Origin of the sequence: Flavobacterium ginsenosidimutans, assembly GCF_003254625.1 — a bacterium.
In the GTDB taxonomy this organism is placed as follows: Bacteria; Bacteroidota; Bacteroidia; order Flavobacteriales; family Flavobacteriaceae; genus Flavobacterium; species Flavobacterium ginsenosidimutans.
On sequence record NZ_QJRJ01000082.1, the window covers coordinates 131,247 to 154,580 of the forward strand.

16 protein-coding genes are annotated in these 23,334 nt (G+C 33.6%); 6 read left to right on the forward strand and 10 right to left on the reverse strand.

Translation table 11 applies throughout. The features are described 5' to 3' along the window. Positions 1-197: 197 nt before the first annotated feature. The 5 genes from DM444_RS21170 (at position 198) to DM444_RS21190 (ending at position 8,820) form a co-directional block, all read left to right on the forward strand. Positions 198-521, forward strand: coding sequence for a DUF6660 family protein (locus DM444_RS21170; protein ID WP_239455759.1), 324 nt, complete (start codon positions 198-200; stop codon positions 519-521). A 107-nt stretch (positions 522-628) separates the two neighbouring features. Further along, on the forward strand, positions 629-3,751 hold the full coding sequence (locus DM444_RS21175) for an efflux RND transporter permease subunit (protein WP_111290406.1): 3,123 nt from the start codon (positions 629-631) through the stop codon (positions 3,749-3,751). 34 nt (positions 3,752-3,785) lie between these two features. Then, positions 3,786-5,033, forward strand: a complete 1,248-nt coding sequence (locus DM444_RS24115) for a TolC family protein (RefSeq protein WP_111290408.1) — start codon at positions 3,786-3,788, stop codon at positions 5,031-5,033. 1 nt (position 5,034) lies between these two features. Next, positions 5,035-6,291 carry an efflux RND transporter periplasmic adaptor subunit gene (locus tag DM444_RS21185; protein ID WP_111290410.1) on the forward strand — a complete coding sequence of 419 codons (1,257 nt, stop codon included), beginning with the start codon at positions 5,035-5,037 and terminating at the stop codon, positions 6,289-6,291. Between the two features lie 528 nt (positions 6,292-6,819). Beyond that, positions 6,820-8,820, forward strand: coding sequence for a heavy metal translocating P-type ATPase (locus tag DM444_RS21190; protein ID WP_111291183.1), 2,001 nt, complete (start codon positions 6,820-6,822; stop codon positions 8,818-8,820). A 4-nt stretch (positions 8,821-8,824) separates the two neighbouring features. Here DM444_RS21190 and DM444_RS21195 read toward each other — a convergent pair whose 3' ends face one another. Further along, the gene (locus tag DM444_RS21195; protein WP_111290412.1) at positions 8,825-10,096 is read right to left on the reverse strand and encodes a DUF6624 domain-containing protein; all 1,272 of its coding nucleotides are present in this window, start codon (positions 10,094-10,096) and stop codon (positions 8,825-8,827) included. Between the two features lie 83 nt (positions 10,097-10,179). Continuing rightward, positions 10,180-10,830, reverse strand: a complete 651-nt coding sequence (locus DM444_RS21200; protein WP_111290414.1) for a VOC family protein — start codon at positions 10,828-10,830, stop codon at positions 10,180-10,182. Between the two features lie 483 nt (positions 10,831-11,313). Between DM444_RS21200 and DM444_RS21205 the strand changes: the two genes are divergently transcribed. Then, a complete protein-coding gene (locus DM444_RS21205; protein WP_111290416.1) occupies positions 11,314-12,219 on the forward strand; it encodes a hypothetical protein in 906 nt (301 codons plus the stop codon). 71 nt (positions 12,220-12,290) lie between these two features. Here DM444_RS21205 and DM444_RS21210 read toward each other — a convergent pair whose 3' ends face one another. The 8 genes from DM444_RS21210 to DM444_RS21245 form a co-directional block, all read right to left on the reverse strand. Further along, on the reverse strand, positions 12,291-13,433 hold the full coding sequence (locus DM444_RS21210; protein WP_239455760.1) for a cytochrome-c peroxidase: 1,143 nt from the start codon (positions 13,431-13,433) through the stop codon (positions 12,291-12,293). 161 nt (positions 13,434-13,594) lie between these two features. Next, positions 13,595-15,061: a hypothetical protein gene (locus DM444_RS21215; protein WP_162615024.1), complete on the reverse strand. Its 1,467-nt coding sequence runs from the start codon at positions 15,059-15,061 to the stop codon at positions 13,595-13,597. Next, the gene (locus DM444_RS21220; RefSeq protein ID WP_239455761.1) at positions 15,048-16,505 is read right to left on the reverse strand and encodes a RagB/SusD family nutrient uptake outer membrane protein; all 1,458 of its coding nucleotides are present in this window, start codon (positions 16,503-16,505) and stop codon (positions 15,048-15,050) included. The genes DM444_RS21215 and DM444_RS21220 overlap by 14 nt, the downstream gene beginning before the upstream one ends. 4 nt (positions 16,506-16,509) lie before the next feature. Then, a complete protein-coding gene (locus DM444_RS21225) occupies positions 16,510-19,869 on the reverse strand; it encodes a SusC/RagA family TonB-linked outer membrane protein (protein WP_111290422.1) in 3,360 nt (1,119 codons plus the stop codon). A gap of 10 nt (positions 19,870-19,879) precedes the next feature. Continuing rightward, positions 19,880-20,983, reverse strand: a complete 1,104-nt coding sequence (locus tag DM444_RS21230; protein ID WP_111290424.1) for a FecR family protein — start codon at positions 20,981-20,983, stop codon at positions 19,880-19,882. A gap of 67 nt (positions 20,984-21,050) precedes the next feature. Further along, complete coding sequence (locus DM444_RS21235; protein ID WP_111290426.1) at positions 21,051-21,650, reverse strand: RNA polymerase sigma-70 factor; 600 nt, start codon at positions 21,648-21,650, stop codon at positions 21,051-21,053. Between the two features lie 224 nt (positions 21,651-21,874). Then, positions 21,875-22,495, reverse strand: a complete 621-nt coding sequence (locus DM444_RS21240; protein ID WP_162615025.1) for a hypothetical protein — start codon at positions 22,493-22,495, stop codon at positions 21,875-21,877. 219 nt (positions 22,496-22,714) lie between these two features. After that, positions 22,715-23,146: a DUF1810 domain-containing protein gene (locus DM444_RS21245; protein ID WP_111290430.1), complete on the reverse strand. Its 432-nt coding sequence runs from the start codon at positions 23,144-23,146 to the stop codon at positions 22,715-22,717. Between the last annotated feature and the right edge of the window lie 188 nt (positions 23,147-23,334).

The following is a 23,334-nucleotide window of genomic DNA, read 5'->3' on the forward strand; positions in this document are numbered from 1 at the left end:
TGGCTTAAAATTTGGGACTAAAAAATTGTTAATTATTGTTAAAGTTAACGAAATTTTCTTACCTCCGACAAAATTTTTGCAGAAAATAAAAAAAGCTATTAAAATAATTTTCAGATGATTAGTGTGTCTTTCTCTTTTATAATCAGCATTATTATGTAGTTCTGAATAATTTAAAAAAAAGTGGTATTTTTACAACTGTGAAATGGATAGCAATTATATTATCAGTTTACCTACTGGCACTTTCTAATATGCCATGTGCTGATATGGAAATAAATAGCGCTATGCATAAAACGGCACAATTTGCTTCAGAAGAAAATCATTCACATGATAAAAGCAATGATTTATGTTCTCCGTTTTGCGCCTGCAACTGCTGCGGTGCACAGGTTTTAAGCTACCATTCTACAGAAAGTTTTGAGTTTCCAAAGACTTTTACTCAAATTTCAATTTCTTTACCTAGTTATAATTCTGTTTTTATTTCCGATTTCTACGGAAGTATTTGGCAACCCCCTCAAATAGCATAATGATTATGCCCATTTCAATGTTTTGAAAATGGGCGAGAGAGCTGTGGTCTTTCCACACGTTTACAGGCAATTTAATTGTCTAATTTCTCACGTCATTATATATTCAAATGTTAGATAAAATCATTCAATTTAGTATACGAAACAAATTCGTAATACTATTATTTACCCTTGTGCTTATTGCTTGGGGAAGCTATTCGCTTAAAAATTTACCGCTCGATGCCCTGCCAGATGTAACCAATAATCAGGTTCAGATTATTACCACAGCGCCAACATTGGCAAGTCAAGAAGTCGAACAATTAATTACTTATCCATTAGAAAGAGCTGTAAAAACAGTTCCACATGTGATAGAACTTCGCAGTATTTCGCGTTTCGGATTATCGGTTGTAACCGTTGTTTTTGAAGACGACGTAGATATTTACTGGGCACGAGAACAAATATTTCAACGCTTAAAACAAGCCGAAGAAAACATTCCAGATTATGTAAATTCTCCAGAATTAGCGCCAATTTCTACAGGCTTGGGAGAAATTTACCAATATGATGTTTATGCCAAAAAAGGGTATGAAAACAAATACAGCGCAGTTGAGCTAAGAACCATTCAAGATTGGATTATTATTCCGCAATTGCAGGGAATTAAAGGTGTTGCCGAAGTTAGTTCTTGGGGCGGAAAACTAAAACAATTCGAAATTGCAGTAAACCCAAACATGCTCAATAGTTTGGGCGTTACAATTACCGAAATTTTTGATGCTTTAGAAAAAAACAATCAAAACACGGGAGGCGCTTATATTGAAAAAGATCAATACACATATTTCATCCGTGGTGTCGGAATGGCAAAAGGGATAAAAGATCTCGAAAATGTTGTTGTAAAAAACCGAAATGGTTCTCCAGTTTTGGTTCGAAATGTAGCGCAGGTTCGTGAGGGTATTGCGTTACGTTACGGAGCATCCACAAAAGACGGAAAAGGAGAAATCGTTTCAGGATTAGTTTTGATGCTAAAAGGAGAAAATTCGAGTGCAGTTGTAAATCGTGTTCACGAAAAAATGGCGCAGATTAACAAAAGTCTTCCCGAGGGAGTTGTTGCCGAAGCCTTTATTGATAGAGGAAAGCTTGTGGATAATTCCATTAAAACAGTTGCTAAGAATTTATTAGAAGGAGCTTTAATCGTGATTTTCGTCTTGATTTTGTTCTTAGGAAACCTACGTGCAGGATTAATTGTTGCTTCCGTTATTCCGTTAGCGATGTTATTCGCTGTGATTTTGATGAATGCCTTTGGCGTAAGCGGAAATTTAATGAGTCTCGGAGCCATAGATTTCGGAATTATAGTCGACGGTGCCGTGATTATTGTCGAAGCTACGATGCATCATCTCCAGAAATTCAAAAATAAAAAAGAATTAACGCAGGAAGAAATGGACGAAGAAGTCTATAATTCGGCGTCAAAAATTAGGAACAGTGCTGCTTTTGGAGAAATTATCATCTTAATCGTTTATTTGCCCATTCTGGCTTTAATTGGAACCGAAGGAAAAATGTTTAAACCGATGGCTATGACAGTTGGTTTTGCGATTATTGGAGCATTTATTCTTTCGCTTACTTATATTCCAATGATGAGTGCTTTGTTTCTTTCGAAAAAAACAGAACACAAAGAGAATTTCAGCGACCGCATGATTGCTTGGTTAGAAAACCGTTATACGCCATTATTGAAAAAAGCTTTAGAATTTAAAAAAGTAGTGCTTTCTGTTGCGGTTGGATTATTCGCTTTTGCCTTTATCGTTTTTCAAAATATGGGTGGAGAATTTATCCCGACAATCGAAGAAGGCGATTTGGCGATCAATGCTACTATTATGACAGGAAGTTCGCTTACGCAGATGGTTGAAACAGCGACTAAATACGAACAGATTCTGAAAGCCAAATTCCCCGAAATTAAGACTATCGTGACCAAAATTGGAAGCGGAGAAATTCCGACTGACCCAATGCCGATTGAAAGCGGGGATTTGATTATTGTTTTAAAAGACAAAAAAGAATGGAAAGGCAAATACCGTAATTGGGAAGAAATTGCCAATGCCATGAAAAAAGAAATGGAAATTATTCCTGGAACCAATATCGAGATTTCGCAACCCATTCAGATGCGTTTTAACGAGTTAATGACAGGAAGCCGATCTGATATTGCTATTAAAATTTTTGGTGATGATTTGGAGATTCTTGATGCTAAAGCAACAGAATTGATTTCGAAAATAAAAGGAATTGAAGGAATCGGCGATTTAAAAGCTGATAAAGTTACTGGATTGCCTCAGATTACTATCAAATACGATTACGATAAAATTGCCCTTTACGGATTGAATATTTCAGATATCAACCAAATCATCCGTTCTTCTTTTGCTGGAGAAGTTGCCGGAAAGATTTATGACGAAAGCAAAAGATTTGATGTTGTGGTGAGAATGGACGAAAACAATCGAGGCGATATTACTGATGTAAGCAATTTGTTTATTCCGCTTCCAAATGGCCAGCAAGTACCGCTTTCTCAGGTTGCTTCTGTTGAGTACGAACAAGGACCTGTGCAAGTAATCCGCGAAGACGGAAAACGAAGAATTACGGTTGGATTAAATGTCCGCGGAAGAGATATTCAAAGTGTAGTCGAAGAAATTCAGGAGAAACTGGATAAAAGCTTCAAACTTCCTGCTGGTTATTACATAACTTATGGCGGACAATTTCAAAATTTAATCGAAGCCTCACAAAGACTTTCGGTTGCTTTGCCAATTGCTTTGGGACTAATTTTAGTCTTGCTGTATTTCACTTTCAAAAGTGTCAAACAAGCGTTGCTGATTTTTAGTGCAATTCCGTTATCGGCTATCGGAGGAGTTTTTGCGCTTTCGCTGAGAGGAATGCCGTTTAGTATTTCTGCTGGAATTGGTTTTATCGCCTTATTCGGAATTGCTGTTTTAAACGGAATTGTATTGATTTCGTATTTCAATCAATTAAAATCAGAAGGTATTACAGATCCGTTTCAACGAATCCTTATCGGAACCAAAACGCGTTTGCGTCCTGTTTTAATGACTGCGGCCGTAGCTTCATTAGGATTTTTGCCAATGGCATTATCCACAAGCGGCGGGGCAGAAGTCCAAAAACCATTAGCAACCGTAGTAATCGGCGGATTAATCTCAGCTACTTTATTAACCTTAATCGTTTTACCGATTTTGTATTTATTATTGGAGTGTGGGTTTAACCGCAAAGAGCGCTAAGATTTACGCAAAGAACACAAAGAAAATTTTTAAAATGAAAAAGACACAATATACTTATAGAAAAATCTCCGCGAACTTTGCGAAAATTCCTTTGCGAACTTTGCGGTTAAGTGCGTTTCTATTTTTCACAATCTTATCGCACGCACAAACTAAAATTTCTTTAGAAAAAGCAATAGAACTGGCCAAATCAAACAACATCGATTTAAAAATTGCTGATAAAGAAATCGAACGACAAAACATTTTAAAGAAAACTGCTTTTCAGCCGGATCCATTGCAGGTGCAGTATCAGGGCGGACAGTTTAACAGCGTTGATTTTGATCATAATGTTTCGGTACAGCAGTTTTTTCCACTGGGAAATGTTACAAAAGCCAATAGACAATTACAGGAAGAACTCGCCAAACTGGCTGAAAAACGAAAAGCATTATCGTCTTATGAATTGGAAAAAGCCGTGACTTTGGCGTATTATCAATATTTGTATGGAATTTCGATTCAGAAGCTTAATTCAGAATTAAATGATATTTATACGAAGTTTCTAAAGAACGCCGAATTGCGTTTTAAAACAGGAGAAAGCGGGAATATCGAAGTAATCAGCGCCAAAGCGAAAGTAAAAGAAATTGAAACGCAGAAAGAGCAGTTAGAATACGATTTGGCAATTTATCAGAAGCAATTGCAATTTTTTATTCAGACAGATGAAAATATTGTTCCTGACCAAAATACAGCTTTGCAATACACTTTTATCGAAAATCAGCAAAACACAAAAGCCGAGACTTTGATGACCGATTTTTACCAACAGCAGATTTCCGTTTATCAAAAAGAAGCCGGAACTTTTAAAGCTTTGCGTACGCCAAAAGTTGGATTAGGATATTTTGCACAAACTATTAATACAGAATCTTTGTTTCAGGGTTTTACGGCAGGATTGCAGATTCCATTGTTTGGAGGCGTCAATACAACCAAAGTAAAAGCGGCAGAAATCAGTATTTCGCAGTCGCAATTGGCTTTAGACAAAAACAAAATGATGCTGAATCTGCAAAGGGAAGAATTGCAAAATAACTTTCAAAAACAGCAGAAAAACTTAGCGTATTTCCAAAATGAAGGATTGTTATATGCCAATCAAATTATTGAAACTGCCCAGAAAAGCTATGCAAATGGCGATATGAGTTATTGGTCTTATATCAGCTTTTTAAATCAGGCAATTGATATTAAAAAACAATTTGCTGAGGCAACGCACAGTTATAATCAAAGTGCTATCGAACTTCAATTTCCAACTATCAAAAACAATTAAAATGAAAAATATATTGAATTATTTAACCGCAAAGGTCACAAAGATTTTCTCGCAAAGTTCGCAAAGATGGGTTGCCTATAGCTTACTGCTTATTGCTTATAGCGGAATGTTAAATTCCTGCAATGAAAAGAAAGCTGAAGAACCACAGGAAGAAGAAAAATCAAGTACAGAAGTAGCTTTAACAGCTTCTCAATACAAAACAGTTGGAATTGAAACGGGATTTGTCGAAGACCGCAATCTTAATAAAGTCATCAAAGCAAATGGTTATACAACAGTTCCACCGCAAAATTCTGCTGAGGTTTCGACTTTGATTGGCGGAACGATAAAAGATATTTTTGTTTTGGAAGGAACATTCGTAAACAAAGGAAAAGTTTTGGCAACAATTCAAAATCTGGAAGTTATAGGAATGCAGGAAGATTACCAGTCGGCTGTGGCGAATGTGGAATATCTGCAATTAGAATACAATCGCCAGAAAACGTTGAGTGATGAAAATGTGAATCCGAGAAAAACTTTTCAGGAAGTAAAAGCCAAATTAGCAGCTGAAAGGGCTCGCGCACAGGCAGCAAAAAACAAATTAGATGCTTTACATGTGAATACAAAAGGAACAACATCAGTCGTGCCAATTGTTTCTCCGATAAATGGCTATGTTGGAAAAATCAATATTGCTAAAGGCGCTTTTGCGAATACAGGAGTTTCGCTTTTTGAAGTCGTTGACAATAGTCAGATGCATTTGGATTTGAATGTGTATGAAAAAGATTTAGGTTCAATTTCGGTTGGTCAGGTAATTGATTTCGTATTAACAAATCAGTCGAATAAATCGATTAAAGGAAAGATTTTCGGAATCAATAAATCTTTTTCTAACGAAAGTAAAACCGTTGCCGTCCACGCTAAAATTGATCCCGCTGATGCAAAAGGTTTGATTCCAGGAATGTATGTTTCGGCAAACATTAATATTACGAATGCTACAGTTCCAGCCTTGCCAAAAGATGCAGTGGTGAAAAATGCAGATAAATTCTATGTTTTCATTCAAGAAGAAAATCATGCTGAAGAAAAACACGAACACGCAGCAGATGAAAAAGAAGAAGCTCATGAAGAAGAAATTCATTTTAAAGCGATAGAAGTAATTCCAGGAACAACCGATTTAGGTTTTACAGAAGTTAAGTTTGTGAATGATATTCCTTCCAATGCTAAGATTGTAACGAAAGGCGCTTTTTATCTGCTTTCTGCAATGAAGGGCGGAGGAGAGCATACGCACTAGTTTTTTTTAAAGATGCTAAGTTGCTAAGATACTAAGGGACTAAGTTTTTTTGTTGGAGTAGAATTTGCTCGCAAAGTTGCAGAGCCGCAAAGTTTTTTACATGGAGAATAAACGTATTATTTGTCATTTCGACGAAGGAGAAATCTCCACAAGTAGCTCCGTTCCTAGAATTCAATCTTTGTAGAGTTTCTAGCGGAGATTTTTAAGCAGATTTAAGAGATCAATTTGAGTTGCCTCCAGCTTTAGCTGGAGGTGATTAATAAGATTGTAATGGGCTTTAGCCAAACTTACGATTTTAGGCTAAAGCCTTCAAACTAGATTCAAATAACCTCCAGCTAAAGCTGGAGGCAACTCAATTGGACTTGGCGTCTTTGCGAGATTAACTCAATCAGACTTAAAAAAAAAACTTTGTGCCTTAGTGCCTTTGTGGCAATAAACTTTACCACAAATTGCTTAAATTTAGGACATTATTTTAAACAAAAATTTCAGGCATTTAAAACACGAAACCTGAAACCTGAAACTCAAAAAATGATACATCAAGATAAAGAAGTAAAAACCGCAAAAAATAAAGTTAAACCTTCCTGCTGCTGTTCACATGACGAGCCTGTGCATTCCGAAAATAATGGGCACGATCACGAAGGTCATGATCATGAACATAGTGCAAACGGCAGTCTTTTTCAATTGTTTTTGCCATCAATTATATCCTTTGTTTTACTGCTAATCGGAATTGGTTTTGACAACTATTTTCCGCAAGAATGGTTTACAGGATATGTTAGAATCGTTTGGTATGCAATTGCCTATCTTCCAGTTGGAATTCCTGTTTTACGAGAAGCTTACGAAAGCATTGTAAAAGGAGATGTTTTCTCAGAGTTTTTCTTAATGTGTATTGCCACAATCGGCGCTTTTGCAATTGGTGAATATCCTGAGGGTGTTGCTGTAATGCTTTTTTATACCATTGGAGAAACTTTCCAAGGAATGGCAGTTAAAAGAGCAAAAACGAGCATTAAAAGTCTGCTGGATCAGCGTCCAGATGAGGTGCATGTTTTAGAAAATAATATTGCAGTAAAAGTCAAAGCCAAAGACGTTCAAATTGGAGCGATTATTCAACTAAAAGCAGGGGAAAAATTAGGCTTGGATGGCGAATTATTATCAGATTCTGCTTTCGTAAATACGGCTGCTTTGACAGGCGAAAGCAAACCAGCGACTAAAAAGAAAGGAGATACTGTTTTAGCAGGAATGATAAACGGAAACACCATTGTCGAAGTAAAAGTTACAACAGCTTATAGCGACAGTAAATTGTCTAAAATTTTAGAATTGGTGCAAAATGCTACGGCAAAAAAAGCACCTGCGGAATTGTTTATCAGAAAGTTTGCTAAAATCTATACGCCAATTGTAGTGTATTTGGCAATTGCAATTTGTTTGCTTCCAATGCTTTTTGTAGATAATTATGTTTTTACTGATTGGCTGTATCGCGCTTTAGTATTTTTGGTTATCTCTTGTCCTTGTGCATTGGTTATCAGTATTCCGTTGGGATATTTTGGTGGAATTGGCGCTGCAAGTAAAAACGGAATTCTGTTTAAAGGAAGTAATTTTCTCGACAGTATTTCAAAGATTCAAAACGTTGTGGTAGACAAAACAGGAACTATGACTGAAGGTGTTTTTAAAGTCCAGGAAGTCATTATAAAACCCGAATTTAATAAAGATGAAATCTTAAAACTGGTCAATGTTTTAGAAAATAAAAGTTCGCATCCTGTTGCAACGGCTATCCATAATCATGTTGGCCCAATTGATTCTTCGATTGAATTAAAAGATATTGAAGAAATTTCTGGACATGGATTAAAAGCAACTCACAATGGAAAAGAATTGTATGTTGGAAATTTTAAAATGTTAGACAAATATTCTATTTCGTATGATATTGATCCATCTTCAATCGTTTATACCACGATTGCAATTGCATACGAAAATAAATTTGCGGGCTATTTAACCATTGCTGATGAAATTAAGGAAGATGCGAAAGAAACCGTTTCGAAACTAAAATCTTTAGGAGTAAAACTAACAATGCTGAGCGGAGATAAATCGAATGTGGTGCAATTTGTGGCACATAAGGTCGGAATTGCAAAAGCCTTTGGTGATTTGTTGCCAGAAGATAAAGTCAATAAAGTCAACAAAATTAAAGATAAAAACGAAACTGTTGCTTTTGTGGGCGATGGAGTAAACGATGCGCCTGTAATCGCTTTAAGTACTGTTGGAATTGCAATGGGGGGTTTAGGAAGCGACGCCTCAATTGAAACTGCCGATATTGTAATTCAAGATGATAAACCAAGTAAAATCGCAATGGCAATCAATATTGGGAAACAAACTAAAAAGATTGTCTGGCAGAATATTACACTGGCTTTTGCTGTAAAAGCTTTTGTGTTAATTCTCGGCGCGGGCGGACTAGCAACAATGTGGGAAGCAGTTTTTGCAGATGTTGGAGTGGCACTTTTAGCGATTTTGAATGCCGTGAGGATTCAGAGAATGAAGTTTTAGAGTATCATAAAGAATCAACAATATCTTTCCATCTATTTTCAGAATAAAACGTTTCAAATTCTTTATTTGATAAGAGTATTTTTTTGTCTAAATCTCCTCTTAGATAATTCAAACTTAAAAAATCTAAAGAAATGCTTCTGTACTGTTCGTCATGAGTTTGATTGTAAATTTTTGCAAACAGTTCAGAAGCTTCAAAATTTTGCTCACTTGTCATTCCGCCCAAAATCATGGACGCATTATTATAATTATCATACACTTTCTGAAACTCTTTTGTCTCGTAATACTTTTTAGCTTCGTTTATTAGCTTTAATGTACTTTCAGTATCTTCTTTATCTTTTTTTGAAGCTTCTTCAGCTGTTGGAATTGTGTATTTAAAACCATAATTTAAAGCATAAATTTTTAAAGGAAGAAGTCCAAATTCATTTCTTCTTTTATCAGCTTCATTTTCTTTAATTATACCTCTAAAACTTGAAGCTTCACCATTTTGTGTCCAATTTACTTGCGTTCCGTAAACTTGCTTATAATTGAGATTGCATTGCACTCGGTCATACAAAAAAGCATAGTTTTCCATATCCAATTCTTTCGTCCCTTTTAATTTATCCATTTCATGTAAAGCTGCTTTTTGGAATAAAATATCCTGATCTGCGTGCTGTACAATTAGCCAGAAATTATGGGCACCATCTTTTCCTATTTCTGATATTTTTGGCCAACCATTGGTTTTTAGAATCTCTTTTGCTGTTGAAAGGTTTTTAAAATCTAAGTCGTTAATTTTCTGCTGTAATTCATTCAATAGAGCAGGATCTGAAGTTTGTATTTTCCAATATCTAATTTTCTGATCTGCAATTCCCATTGCATTGATTTGTTTACGCAATTCTGGAAGTTTTAATTTTTTTTCATATTCCTGCTCTTTCAATTGTGCTTTTTGTTTAATCGTTTCCCACTTATATGGATATTTAGCACGTAAAAAATCAAAATACGGATCTATGGAAAGTTGCTCTGCTTCAGTCCATCCTTTATTTAGAGCTATAGTTAGATATTTAAAAGCTTTTGCTTCATTTTGAGCTAACGAATACATTCCCCCAGCTTTATAAGCATTTAATGCATCAGGTTCTTTAAGCAAAAAAGCTTTTTCCAGTTTTAAAATAGCATTTTTATAATCTTTTTGAAGATGAAGTAAAGAAGCTTCTGCGATTAATTTTTCATATGCGAGATTGGTTTGCGCGTTAGAAACGTTAAAGCTCCAAAATAATAAGGTGAGGAAGAAGTATCTTTTCATACACTTTAAAAACTATATTATAAATATTTTTTTGCTGTGATGAAAATACAAATTATATTTTTATCTATTTGTTATAAAATAATTTATAAATGTAATTCAATTAAATTCTCATTGTTTTCTAGGGATATTTTCACTGGATTACTTTCAGAAGGAATTTGAGTTGGATACCAATTTCGATTGGGTTGCACCAGAATCAATAAACCTTCATGATCGCCAATTGCAGCAAATTTTTCAGTATTTGTATTTTGAGAAAAAAAATGAAGTCCGTGTTCTTCTATTAATTGATTTCCTAATTTTAATGGACTTTCCGTAACAATTCCGATTTCGCTTATGCTTAAAATAGAAGCAGAGTTGAATTCACCAACTTGTTCATTATTAAGATCATGTCTAGCAATGAATTCCAATAAATTTCCATTGTGATCAAAGAAATAAATAGAATGCGCATTCCAGTTTTCAAAATGAGTAACTACACTTTTATCATCCAAAACAATTAAATCAATTTTGTTTTCACACCATTGAATGGCTTCTTCAAGCTGATTTTCAGGAATATTAAAAGCAAAATGATATATGGAATTAAATTCTGGATCTTCAATAAATTTTAAAATAGAAGTTCCAGCCTGATATGTTATTGATTTTTGGTCATTTTCCAGAATAAAAAGCCCAAAAAGGTTCTGATAAAATGCTTTCGTTTTTTGAATATCGTTTGTTTTAATTTGTATCTGATCTATTCTCATGGCTGTAATTTTTTTATAAAAGAAAAAGCTTCTTTTGGGTGACAGACAAATTTAAAAAATGCCCATGATATCAGGGATGCAGCGCTATTTTATGCGTCAATGAAAGGATAATAAATAATTATTGGTTGAAGTTAAATTGCATCTTTAAATATTTTATTAAAGTTACAAAAAGACAAACTGTCATTGTAGCAAGATTATCGAAAAATTTTCATCTTGTAATCTTTCCATTTAAATAAAAACAGGTTGTATCAAATGGATAGTCCTTTTTTTGTAAGCTTCGGAGAAGCGAAATATTTATAGCAAAGGATAAATGTTTACAACATAAAGCTCCAGAGGAGCGACATATATTTAGGTTGGCATTGTTGGATTTTTTTCAAAAAAGCCTCATTGATTATCTTAAGTTGATATAATTGCAACTTATAGAGGTCTTTTAGCCTGTTTGATTAAAATATATTTGCAATTAAATTTTAATGATTTAAAAACATGCAAATTTATTTTATAAAAAGTGGCTATGGAACCTACGGAGGTACATTTAATCAGCCATTTAGGTATTTTGGAAGAATAATTTCAGATAGATTTCAAGCACAGGGAATAGAATTTCCTTTTAAAGAGATTGAGATTCAATTGGCTCGTTTTTCAAATAAACCAAAAGGTAAGGATAAGGAAATTTACAACGGTTGGTTTAATAAATTGCCAAATTATTATAGGGGTAAAAATATCGTTAGAGTCACTTTGCCTGTATTTGAAACTGAACAAAATTTAGATGATGTTTTTGAAATAATTTATCGTGGTTTTGAAATTATTTTTAGCAAAAAAAAGAAAGATGACCTTTATGACACCGAAAGGATAAAACAAATATTATCTCTTTTAGAAACAGAATTGCAAAATACTGATCTGATCAAATTAAACGAACAATACGAATCACTTTTTTATCAAGAAGCATTAACTCGAAGAATTGATGAAAGAAAAGAAAGAGAAAATAGAATTATCGAAAATAAAAAAGCTATTCGAGATCTAAGATTTTATTATCATTTTGAAGGCATAGATAAACTTTATTTTGCTCCTTACAGCTATAAATTCTGTGAAAAGATACGAGCTAAACTTCGAGAGAAAAAATTTAAGTTACCTGATTATACCCACTTATACATTGAAGTTTCTGATTCTTTCGAAAATGCCTTATACCATACTGAAAAAGAAGAAAATTGGTATATTTATGGTATTGCAGTATTAAAGGATTATGTTGGTTATGGGACAAAAAATGAAACAGAAAAGAAAAGAATCGTTTTTAATTTGATACGAGAAGGTTTGAATGACATAGCAAGAATTGATAAGCTAGATTTACAAACTTTAAATGATGTTTTAGATGAAGTTGAGAGCGATATAAAATAAAAGCCCATTTCCTAAAGAAATGGGCTTGTAAATTTGCAGATTGTGGGGCAAAAAGCAAATCATCAACTAACTTATTTTGGCATTTCAGGAATTATAATTCTTCTTGTTGGCGTACTCAAAGTTTCAATAAAAGCCAATAAATCAGCGATTTCTTCTTTTTTTAAATCCAATTTTCTAAGCATTGGATCTACTTTTGGAATCAGAGAATCTCTCGCTGTTCCCAAATATTTTTTCTGTACTGGAGACGGATTTCCTAAATTGTATAATTCTACAACATCTAATAAAGTTGGAAAATGTCCGTGATGCATCCACGGTCTAGTATTTACGACTTCGCGAAGTGTTGGCGTTCTAAATTTGCCAATGTCTTTTACATCTTTCGTAACATTATAACGTCCGAAATCTTCATTTTTTGTTCCAAATAAAGTCTGTCCGTCATTATGAAACTGATTGTCGCTGAAATAAGGCGTATTATGACAGTTGATGCATTGTGCTTTGGTTCTAAATAAATGCATTCCTTTTACTTGCTGATCGGTATAAATATCTGATTTTCCGCTTACAAACTGATCAAATTTACTTTTCGGACTATTGATCGATCTTTCGAAAGTGGCAATTGCATATTGAATTCTTTCTAAAGTCACTTTTTTATCTCCAAAAGCCTCCGTAAATAAAGAATTATAGCCTTTAATTTTAGCAATTCTATCAACTGCAATTGTCAGCTTTTCGTTCATTTCCAAAGGATCTTGAACGGGAAATTGTGCTTGATCTTCCAAGCTTTTCGCTCTTCCGTCCCAAAATAGAGATGTGGCATACGCCGAATTTAAAATCGTCATCGAATTGCGCTTTCCAGTTTGGCGATCGTGACCAAAAGAACGTGTCAAGTTATCTGTCCAGCCCAATTCTGGATTATGGCAGGAAGCGCAAGCAATTTGACCGCTTTTTGATAATCTTGGATCAAAAAACAAAATCTTTCCCAAACTTTCTTTTTCCTTAGAATATGGATTATAAGCAGGATAAGGAACAGCAGGCAAAACGCCAATATCCTTAAATTTAGATTTATCTACGATTTCATGTAATTCTGCTGCGGGCCATTTCGAAGAATCTCCGCTGGAATACAATTTTCGTAATTCTTGAATATCAATATAATCAGGATTTTCGACGCCTTTGTAAGCCGTTAAGCCAACAAGGAAAAGAATAGGGAAGATTAGTTTTTTCAATTTTGTTTTCGTTTTTTTTTGATTTGTTTTACGTTTCAAGTTTCAGGTTTCAAGTTGTTGCGAAACTTGAAACCTGAAACTTGAAACGTTTTTAGCCTCCAAAAGCTTTGTCAAAGCTTGTTCTTAAAGACTGTAAACTGCGACTGCGACTGAACACTAAATTAAAGCGTAACTTCTTTAGGACAGTCAATGCTTAATGCTGCTGGTTTTGGATACGTTTTATTGTTGTACATTCTATATTGTGTAGAAACTGTTCCTCCAAACAGTTCATCGTTAGTTAGTTTCAACTCAAAAGAAATTTCGAATAAACCTGTACTTATTTCTTTGTATGTTCCTTCTCCCGAAATCGCAATGCTGTAGCTATTTTTGTTGGATCCTGTAATGGTAATATATTGCGGAATTACCAATACATTTCCTTCTGTTTTGCTATTTCCGTCTGCTGGGAAAAATTCTAGTGCAGACGTGATATTAAATCCAGGCGAGTTTGCTGCAGTTGTACTTTCGTTAGAAAACCATCTTTTTAAATTGAATGAATTGGTTGTGTTTGTTCCAGTTGCAACATTAAATCCAATTTTGAATGCATCGTGGTAAACATCGTCATCTGGATTTGCAGTGCCTTTATCACTGTATAAAATAGCATTTTGATTATCTTTTGTTACGACAACAGGATATGTAAATGCATTGTAGGTTTGCCATGCACAAACACCGCTTTTGTCAAACCAAGTTTCGCCATAAGTTAAATAATACTGATTGCTCAAATCGTAAAAATTAGAAGCTGGATTTGCATTGATATCTCTTGTCGATTTTATTGGTTTTACAATCTGTAGAATTGTATTTCCAGTTGCAGTATAATCGCCGGCATTAATTAAAGTAAGCGAAGATTCATAATAAACATCATCATTCTGAATATCATCCAAAAGAGTTAAATGATACGTAATTGAATTTCGGTTATCTCCAAAATCATCGTGAGTCAGGGAATAACTAAATCCGTTTAAGAACTTGAATATTTGTAGATTTTCTACTTCTGAAGGGAAAAATCCGTTTGGAAAATTCACTTTGAAATCAATTGTTTCACCAGCTTCTCCTTTAACTATATATTGTGTTACAGGAAAAGTATAATTGGTTGTTATTGCTCCTAAATCAATTTTGAAAGTATCGTTTGGATATTCAGAATTTAGGCTTCCAATGTGAATTTCAGGATCAGAAACCGTTTCTAATTTTAAACTGATGCTTTGATTTTCTTTCCATCTTTTATCAAAAGAAACAAAAATAGTATCAGTCAATTTACTGCCTTGAAAAACCAATTCATTGATTGGATTTACCGTAAAACTTTCGCTATCGTCAGTTGATGAAACAGCGCTAAAATTTGCAGTAACAGCACTTTTTAACGAGCGTGTTGTTAAAGCAACTGGAACTTTCAATGTTTTTAAAGAGCTGTTTGTGTAAGTAGAAATAGGAACTAAATTTCCGTTAACCGTTGGGTATTCCAAAGGTACATTGCTGCTACTAACTTGAAAATTAAACCTTAAATAAGGATCTATTTCAGAACCTAATTTATAATCGTCTTTGGAACAAGAAGCCAAAAGCAAGGCTAGAGCTAATATGCGGAATATCTTAATAGGATTCATTTTGTTGTAAGTTTGCATTAAGATTAATATTATAAGTCGGTATTGGTAACACGTATTTTAATGATGGATATGACATAGTGCAATTGGTCGAAATACATCCGTCAATTCTTGAAACTCCTTTGTGATTACGGGCAAGATCAAAGAATAATTGTCCTTCAAAACAAAGTTCTTTTCTTCTTTCTAAAAGAATCTCTTCTTTTAAATTATCTGTTGAAGTCAGCAAAGTTGCATTGGCGCGAGCACGAATAATATTAACATCGGCCATAGCAACATCAGATTGATTGTTTTCTAAAGCAGCTTCGGCACGTATTAAATACATTTCACTTAATCTGAAAGCGACATAACCTGCATTATCTTGAAATTTTCGAGTAAAACTGTATTGAACTGGCGTTAATACTCCGTTGACTAAAGTCGAAAGATCAACATTAAGAAACAGCTGTTTTCTTAAATCATTATTTTCGTAAAGATCAATTAAATCATTAGATGCAACATAATTTGCATAACTAGTTTCGTTATATCCAAAATAAGAAGCCATTGAAGAAGAAACGTTTCCTTCGGAATCTTTAGGAATTGAAAATTCTAATAAAGCCTCAGAAATTGGCAAATCTGGTTGAGCCCATTGTGCTATTAAATCAGATGAATTTACTAATGCAACTCCTGAATTTGTAATTACATCATTTGCTATTGCATAAGCATTTGTCCAGTCTTTTTGAAAAAGATATACTCTTGCTAGTAAAGCTTTTGTGCTATTTTTTCCAAAATAAGATAACACAGAACCTTCCATTGCGGGTTGATCTGAATAACTCTCAATTGCCGTTTTTAAATCATTTATAATTAAAGAATAAGTAACAGCCAAAGTTTCTCTTTTAGGATATTTAAGTCCTGATTTTATAGATTCGGTATTATATACAACGCCTAAATGTGATGCATCTGGAGTATAACCATAATCTTGACTGTAAACCTGAGATAAAAGAAAATGAGTGTAAGCTCTAATGGTTAAAGCTTCTGCCATTATTTGTTTTTTCTCTACATCGGTTGCATCAGTTAGAGCAGGAGTGTATTCTAATATTAAATTGGCTTGATTGATAATGTCGTAACTGTCATCGTAGAAAGATTTAAAATTACTAGATTCGGCTGCATCTTCAAAAGAATATACTTCTTTAATATTGGTTGCTGCAGTAATTTGCCCTTTGCTATTTCCTGAAGAAGCTGGCGTAAACTTAATATTTCCGCCTTGTAAATCTGCATATACCGCAAAACGTTCTCCTCTCACATTAGCTTCGACTTCTTTGTAAAGACCTTTTAAAGCTATTAAAACCCCAGCTTTATCTTGAAGAAGTTCGTCTATAGAGGTTTGCGTTCCAGGTTCTTGTTCCAGAAAATCACTGCAGCCTTGCAATGAAAAAATCAGGATTACTATTGTTATATATTTTAAATAATTCATCGTTTTAAAATTTTGCATTAACACCAAGTGAAATTGTTCTTGCCTGAGGATAGGTAAAACTAAACTCACGAATTCCGTTCATTCCTTTCGGACTTTTCTCTTTGTACCAATACAGTACATTTGTTGCATCTGCAAAAACAGAAAGTGTATCCAAGAAAATATTTTTGATAGGAACATTATAGCTAAGATTGATGTTGCTTATTCTCAAATAAGTAGCATCATAAACGTATTTGCTTAAATTTGAAGTAACTGGCGATCCAGCAACTGCCGATTGAGAAACAATATCTCCAGGATTTCTCCAATGGTCATCTGCATTTACAGAAAGATTTCGGTTAGACGTATTTGAATATTTGTCGATCAGAACGTCTGAAGCAAAGAAATCACCACCTACTTGAAAATCTCCTCTAACTGATAAAACCAAATTATTATAGAAAGTAAAATTGTTGTAAAAACCTCCATATGCTTTTGCTTGTGTGTCTCCAATTGGTTCCCAGTCTGCAGCACTAAATAAAGTTCTGTAGGTAACAAGATCGTAAATCTGACCGTTTTTAGTAACCAAATCTCTTCCTGTTGCAGGATCAACTCCAACCCATTTTATTCCCCATATTGTAGTGGTGCTGTAACCGATTTTTTGAGCCAATGCAAGTTCTGCTAAAGAATAATCGCTTCCTAAACCTTTTAAATCAGTTACTTTACTGTCTACTGTAGAAATATTAAATGCCGTTGTCCATTTAAAAGCATTGCTTTTTATCCATTTAATTCTTGTAGAAAGCTCAAAACCTTTGTTGTACATACTTGCGGCGTTCAGCTGCATTGAAGAATAACCTGTTTCAGTAGGAATATCTCGTGTCGTGATTAAATCACTTTTGTTATCATAGTAATATTCTAAGCTCAATTCAACACGATCAAAAATATTGAAGTCAATTCCTGCGTTAAATTTTGTGTTTTTTTCCCAGCTTAGATCTCCGTTTGGAGCTGTTCCTGTAGTTGCGCCAGATCCTCCGTTATAATTGTTTTGAGCTATATTGTATAAGCCTTTTGATCTGTAAGAACCAATTCTAGAATTTCCTGTTGTACCATAACTTGTTTTCAGTTTTAAGAAATTGACCCAAGAATTACGATTAAAAAAGGATTCATTACTAATGATCCAGCTTGCTCCAGCGCCGCCATTATTAGCAACATCAGAATCGTCGCCAAAAACAGAACTTTGGTCACGACGGAAATTGGCCAAAAAGTAATAACGCTTTTTATAATTGTAATTTACCTGAGAAAACAATGAAACTCTTGAATTATAACTAATCTCACTTCCAATGGTCTGATTGCTATTAGTTTCGTCTGCTTCAGTTGCTGGATTGTCATCTCTTATGGCATTAGAAACAGGATTAATAACATACGGATTAACAAATCCGACACCAGATTGATAACGGAAATCCGTTTTATCTTGAGAAAGTTCGAAACCAACAACACCATCAACTGCATGATTTTCTGTAAGCTGTTTATCAAATAAAGCTTGTCCTTGCCAGTTCCATTTTTTAGCATTTCTTTCATTGATAAGTCGGCGTCCCCATCTTGGATATGTTATATTATCTAAAGTGAAAGTCCCAGCAAATTGTCCGCTTTCGTTCTGAGCTGAGAAATAGCGATCTTGGTCTTTATCCGTATAATCCATACCAAAAAGCGTAGAAAATTTGATAGCATTACTTAGTTTATAAGAAAGGCTTAAACTTCCTAAAAGGCCATAAGTCTGTGCTTCGTTTTTATTTTGCTCGATTGCGGCTAGCGGATTTCCTCGCGTCATACCGCTCACGCCAAGCGTAGAGTAAGAGCCGTCTTCGTTATAAGGAGAAAGAGTAGGCAAGTAAGCAAAAGAATAAAAGATATTTGGCGCATCTTTCTGAATAAAACTTGGATTAAGCATTAAGTTAATATCCAGTTTATTAGAACTATAGCCCAAATTAATTCCAGCATTTAATTGTTTGGTTGAATTGCCTAATTGTGGTTCATCAATTTTTAAATAACTGATATTTGTTCGATAAGTGAATTTTGTAGTAGAACCAGAAACATTAAAATTATATTTATTGTAAACTCCAGTTCTATTTAATAGTTTAAACCAGTCAGTGTTAACTCCGTTGTATTCAAGAAGCGCAGATCCTGGAGAAGTATTTTTTAAATATTCATTTCGAAGTTCAGTATATTGTTCTCCGTTCAAATATTTAATCTGATTAATAGCAGACGAAACCCCAAGCTGATTAGAGAAACCAAATTGAGTTTTTCCCTTTTTTCCTTTTTTGGTAGTAATCAAAATTACACCATTTGCTCCGTCAGCACCATAAATACCAACAGCTGCAGCGTCTTTAAGAACAGAAATCGTTTCAATATTTTCGGGCGCAATTTTCATTAACGGATTTCCGAAACTTTCTGTAAAATCGCCATTTCCACTAAAATATGAACTATCAATTCCATATTCTTCACCCATAATAACTCCGTCGATAATAATAAGAGGTTGTGTCGAAGTTCCAGTTTTTGCTCCCGTCAAAGATGGTAAAGTTCCCTGACCGCGAATATTGATTTTTACAGGACCTCCAACTCCAGAAGTATTTTCTACCATAACTCCGGCGATCTGACCTGTAATCATTTTATCAATAGATTCAGAAGCTTGTTCTACAGCAATATCTTTAGCATTTAAAGTCGAAATACTACCAACAATTTCTTCTTTTAATTTTGTAGTTCCGTAAGATGAAGTTATAATAACCGGATTTAATTCGTCTGCAGCTTCTTGAAGATAAAAAACAAAATCTTTTTTCTGATCTGCTTTTTGAGATTGTGATTCCATTCCTAAAAAGCCAGCTTCAAGCACAAGATTCGGAATATTATTTCCTTTTAACTGATAAACAAATTTTCCGTTAAAATCAGTTATAGCGCCCATTCCAGTTCCTTTTATACGAATTGTAGCTCCTGGAAGTGGCTGTTTGTCTTTTGCATTATAAACAGTTCCGCTAATAAATCTTTCCGTCTCCTGTGCAGTTCCAGTCGAAGAATCAGTAGGAGCAGAGCTTGTCAATAAAACCTGTTTTTTCTGAATGTAAAAGGATATCTTTTTGTCTTTTAATAACTGCGTTAAAGCGGTTTCTAAAGAGACATTATCTACATTTAAATCGGCTAATTGTTCGGCATCTATTTTTCTTGCGTTATAAATAATCCTAAAATCGCTTTGTTCTTCAATCGTTTTGATAATTAAGCTTATAGGTTTATTCTTAGTATGTATTGTAATCAATTTATTCTGTGAAAATCCTTTAAAACCAGATATGAGTATGGCTAAGAAAAACAGAATTTTTCTTAAAACGGGTTGTATCGTAAATGTCATGTTTGTTTATTTATCGAGGATTGGTAATGGTAATGGTTTTTTGTTTAATAGAATAATTAAAAGGCGTGTCGCGTTTTAGCAGATCTAAGATGTTTTCGACACTAGAATCGCTGATTTTAATTGTTCCTGTAAAATTCTGTTTGGCCAAATCAGAATTTTCATTGACAATTTCAACGTCATACGTACGCTGAATAATCTTAGCGATAATAGAAAATGGAGTATCTTTAAAAGCAAGTTCGCCTTTTGTCCAGGCAATATAAAAGGCAGGATCAACTTCTTTTAAGATAATTTTTTTAGAATTATTCTGCCAAGTCGCCATTTGGTTTGGCTCTAACAGAATAACATTAGATGGATTAACAGCTTCAGACATTTGAATGCTACCTTCAATTAATGTGCTATTAACAGTAGGGTTTTCAGGATAAGCGCTCACATTAAACTTAGTCCCAAGAACTTCAATATCAGTCTGATTCGCGTGTACAATAAACGGATGTGTTTTGTCTTTGGCAACTTCAAAAAATGCCTCACCAGTTAAATATACATTTCGATTTCCGTTTACACTAAATTGCTCTGGATAACGCAAAATAGTTCCCGAATTTAAACTCACAACAGTACCATCTGAAAGTCTAAGTTTGAAACGTTTTCCGTACGGAACATTAAGCGTATTATAAATAACTTCGTGATTTTGAACTTTGCCAAAGTAGATAATTTCATTCGGGAATTTTTTGGCAACCAAATCGCCTTTGTCATTTAATAATGTAGTCTGATTTTTTCCTGAAAGATATTCTAAACGGCCGTCGCCCAATTCCAGAACAATCTCTTTTGGAGTTTCAGATGTATTATTAAATAAGTAAACAGAAGTTCCTAAACCCAAAGACACTAAAAACACCGCCGCATATTGTAAATATTGTCTAACGCTGTTTTTTGGCTTCATTTGAATTACAGGTACAGTTTCAATTGATAAATCAGTAGAAAGTGTGGTTAATACCCAAATTTTCTTAGCGTTTATGAATTGTTTTTTATTTTCTTCCGATGCTTCGATCCAATCAAAAAGTGCCTGAACTTCTTGTTCTGAAGCTTCGTTAGAAAGGTATTTATTTATTATTTCCGATGTCATATCTGCGTTTTAAAACTTCTCGCTATAGTTAGTACACCTCAGAATTAAAATACCCTATCTTTTATTCTTAATTATTATAAATAAGGATAAAAATTAAGAACAAATAATCAGATAATTTCGTTTTTAAAATCTTCAAAGCCTTTGTCATATGGGCTTCAACGGCTTTTAAAGAAATTCCTAATTCTTCGGCGATTTCTGCATTTTTTTTATTCTCAAAGCGTTTTTTAATAAAAATTTCTCTGGTTTTTGGCGGCAGATCGCTGATCGATTCCTGAATAATTCGTTCTAATTCGGTTAATTCTAAAGTGTCGAACTGAATCGAGTTTAAAACTTCGATATCCAATTCTCTTTCCTTATGGTTTAAGAGGTCATTTTTGAATTTATCCTTCACTTTATTGTGTCGAATTAAATTCAAGCATTTTGATTTGGCATAAGTAAACAAGAAAGCTTGAATTCCGTTAAGAGATTCTACATTTTCTCTGTTTTGCCATAGGTGTAGTAAGGCTTCCTGAGCAAGATTTTCAGCTTCATCTTGGTCATAAATAAACTGAACGCTGAAAGATTGGATTCTTCTAAAATACTTATCATAAAAAAACTTAAAGGCAGTTTCGTCGCCATCCTTAAAAGAATGGAAAAGATCTAATTCGAAACTGGCATTATTGTTCATTTAATAAGTTTATGTTTTGGAAAAGCAATATTAAGTAAATTTTAAAAACTACTCCGTTTTGCTCAGAAAGCGGCAAATATAAAAGTTTATTTATATTAATTCTAAATAAAATAGAATTATTGAATGTTTTCAAAAAAAATTATTCAGAATAGGTTTAGAAAGATGTTCTTTTAAAGAAATTTTCAATAAAAAAACTCCCAATAATTAAATTGGGAGTTTAGATTTTAATTTAGAATTAGACACACTCTCTGAGACAATTGCCTTGCTAATTGAGGTACATCGTTGTCTAAAATCGTATACGGAATGAGTTTTCGCTTCTCAATAATTTTCTCTTTGGAGTAAATAAGATTAAAATAATCTTTTGGAGTATTGATATTTATCTCAGCTTTTGGAATTTCTTCGTAATAGAATTGCGATTCTTTTAATGAAGGGTATTTGTTTAAAAGATAATCGTTTACAGTATAAGCTTCTCCTTCTTTAGTTAAATCTTCGCGAAGAATTCCTGTTATCTTAGTTTTTTTAATATTGCGTTTTAAACTTCTATACGTTTCTCTTGTCATCGAAAAATCTGAAGATTTTGGATTTCCTTTTTTCGATAATTGTCGAATTACAGAAAGACGCACATAATCTCCATTTATTTCAGTTACTTTAAAAACGAAGTATTTTTTTTCTGTGCTCTGGCTGCCATTTACTCCTCTTTGTTTGCTAAAAATATAACTTCCAAGCTGTAGTTTGTGTTCAGGCGTTTCCATTGTTTTCTTCCAGAGATAGGGTTTATAAACCGTTTCTCTAAAGACATAAATTACCAAGACTGCTAATATGCTTATTAAAAGTAGTTTTTTCATTAATTTTAATTTGTGCAAATATTATTTTGTTGAGATTTCTTCAAAGATTTCGCCAAAAATAGTAAAATGAGAGTTTATTTTGCATTAAAGTTTGTTAAGTTTTTTTTCATGAATTTCATAAAAGAACAAAGTCCGTAAAGCCTTATGTTATTACAAAAAGACTTCACGGACTTAATATAATTTTATTACAGAACTATATAAGTATATAGTTTTAAAACTCTAAAGATTGCTGTAAAGGAGCTGAATAGTATGAAAATCAGATGAGCCATCGAAATATTTATGAAGGACTTCCTGAAAAATAGGTTCGCTGTTTTGAACACTAGCAAACAACGTCATACACGATTTTAGTTTTTCTATATCGGGACTTCCAAAAATATCGCTTACAGTTTCTTCTTTTTTTATTAATTCAGAAGTAATTTCTAAAAGATGTTTCCCTAAGATTGGATGCTCTAAAAAAGCAATTGCTTCATCGGCATTTTTGATTTCATAAAATTTAGAAGTATCACTAGAACCCATTCCTTTTATTTGAGGAAATATAAACCACATCCAAGGAGATTCTTTTTTACCATTTTTAATTTCGTCCAGAGCTGTTAAATACAATTTATTCTGAGCATCTAAAAAACGAAGCAGTTCATTGTTGTTGTAGGCCATTACTTACTGATATTTATTTGGGGTATCAGGTGATAAATCTAGTCAAAATATGTTTACTTGTATATTATGAAATCCTTTTTTTAAAGACATTTTTTAACATTATAAATGGAATAGTTTATAAAATCAATCTGCTTTAAAATTTTGACAAAAGAAAATTGTATTAACAGAAAAAATCGTATTAAGAAGTT

Excerpts from the sequence above, each read along its gene's own strand:
- DM444_RS21175 (WP_111290406.1), top strand. The coding sequence starts at position 629 with ATGTTAGATAAAATCATTCAATTTAGTATACGAAACAAATTCGTAATA.
- DM444_RS24115 (WP_111290408.1), top strand. The coding sequence starts at position 3,786 with ATGAAAAAGACACAATATACTTATAGAAAAATCTCCGCGAACTTTGCG.
- DM444_RS21185 (WP_111290410.1), top strand. The coding sequence starts at position 5,035 with ATGAAAAATATATTGAATTATTTAACCGCAAAGGTCACAAAGATTTTC.
- DM444_RS21190 (WP_111291183.1), top strand. The coding sequence starts at position 6,820 with ATGATACATCAAGATAAAGAAGTAAAAACCGCAAAAAATAAAGTTAAA.
- DM444_RS21195 (WP_111290412.1), bottom strand. The coding sequence starts at position 10,096 with ATGAAAAGATACTTCTTCCTCACCTTATTATTTTGGAGCTTTAACGTT.
- DM444_RS21200 (WP_111290414.1), bottom strand. The coding sequence starts at position 10,830 with ATGAGAATAGATCAGATACAAATTAAAACAAACGATATTCAAAAAACG.
- DM444_RS21205 (WP_111290416.1), top strand. The coding sequence starts at position 11,314 with ATGCAAATTTATTTTATAAAAAGTGGCTATGGAACCTACGGAGGTACA.
- DM444_RS21215 (WP_162615024.1), bottom strand. The coding sequence starts at position 15,061 with ATGAATCCTATTAAGATATTCCGCATATTAGCTCTAGCCTTGCTTTTG.
- DM444_RS21220 (WP_239455761.1), bottom strand. The coding sequence starts at position 16,505 with ATGAATTATTTAAAATATATAACAATAGTAATCCTGATTTTTTCATTG.
- DM444_RS21225 (WP_111290422.1), bottom strand. The coding sequence starts at position 19,869 with ATGACATTTACGATACAACCCGTTTTAAGAAAAATTCTGTTTTTCTTA.
- DM444_RS21230 (WP_111290424.1), bottom strand. The coding sequence starts at position 20,983 with ATGACATCGGAAATAATAAATAAATACCTTTCTAACGAAGCTTCAGAA.
- DM444_RS21235 (WP_111290426.1), bottom strand. The coding sequence starts at position 21,650 with ATGAACAATAATGCCAGTTTCGAATTAGATCTTTTCCATTCTTTTAAG.
- DM444_RS21240 (WP_162615025.1), bottom strand. The coding sequence starts at position 22,495 with ATGAAAAAACTACTTTTAATAAGCATATTAGCAGTCTTGGTAATTTAT.
- DM444_RS21245 (WP_111290430.1), bottom strand. The coding sequence starts at position 23,146 with ATGGCCTACAACAACAATGAACTGCTTCGTTTTTTAGATGCTCAGAAT.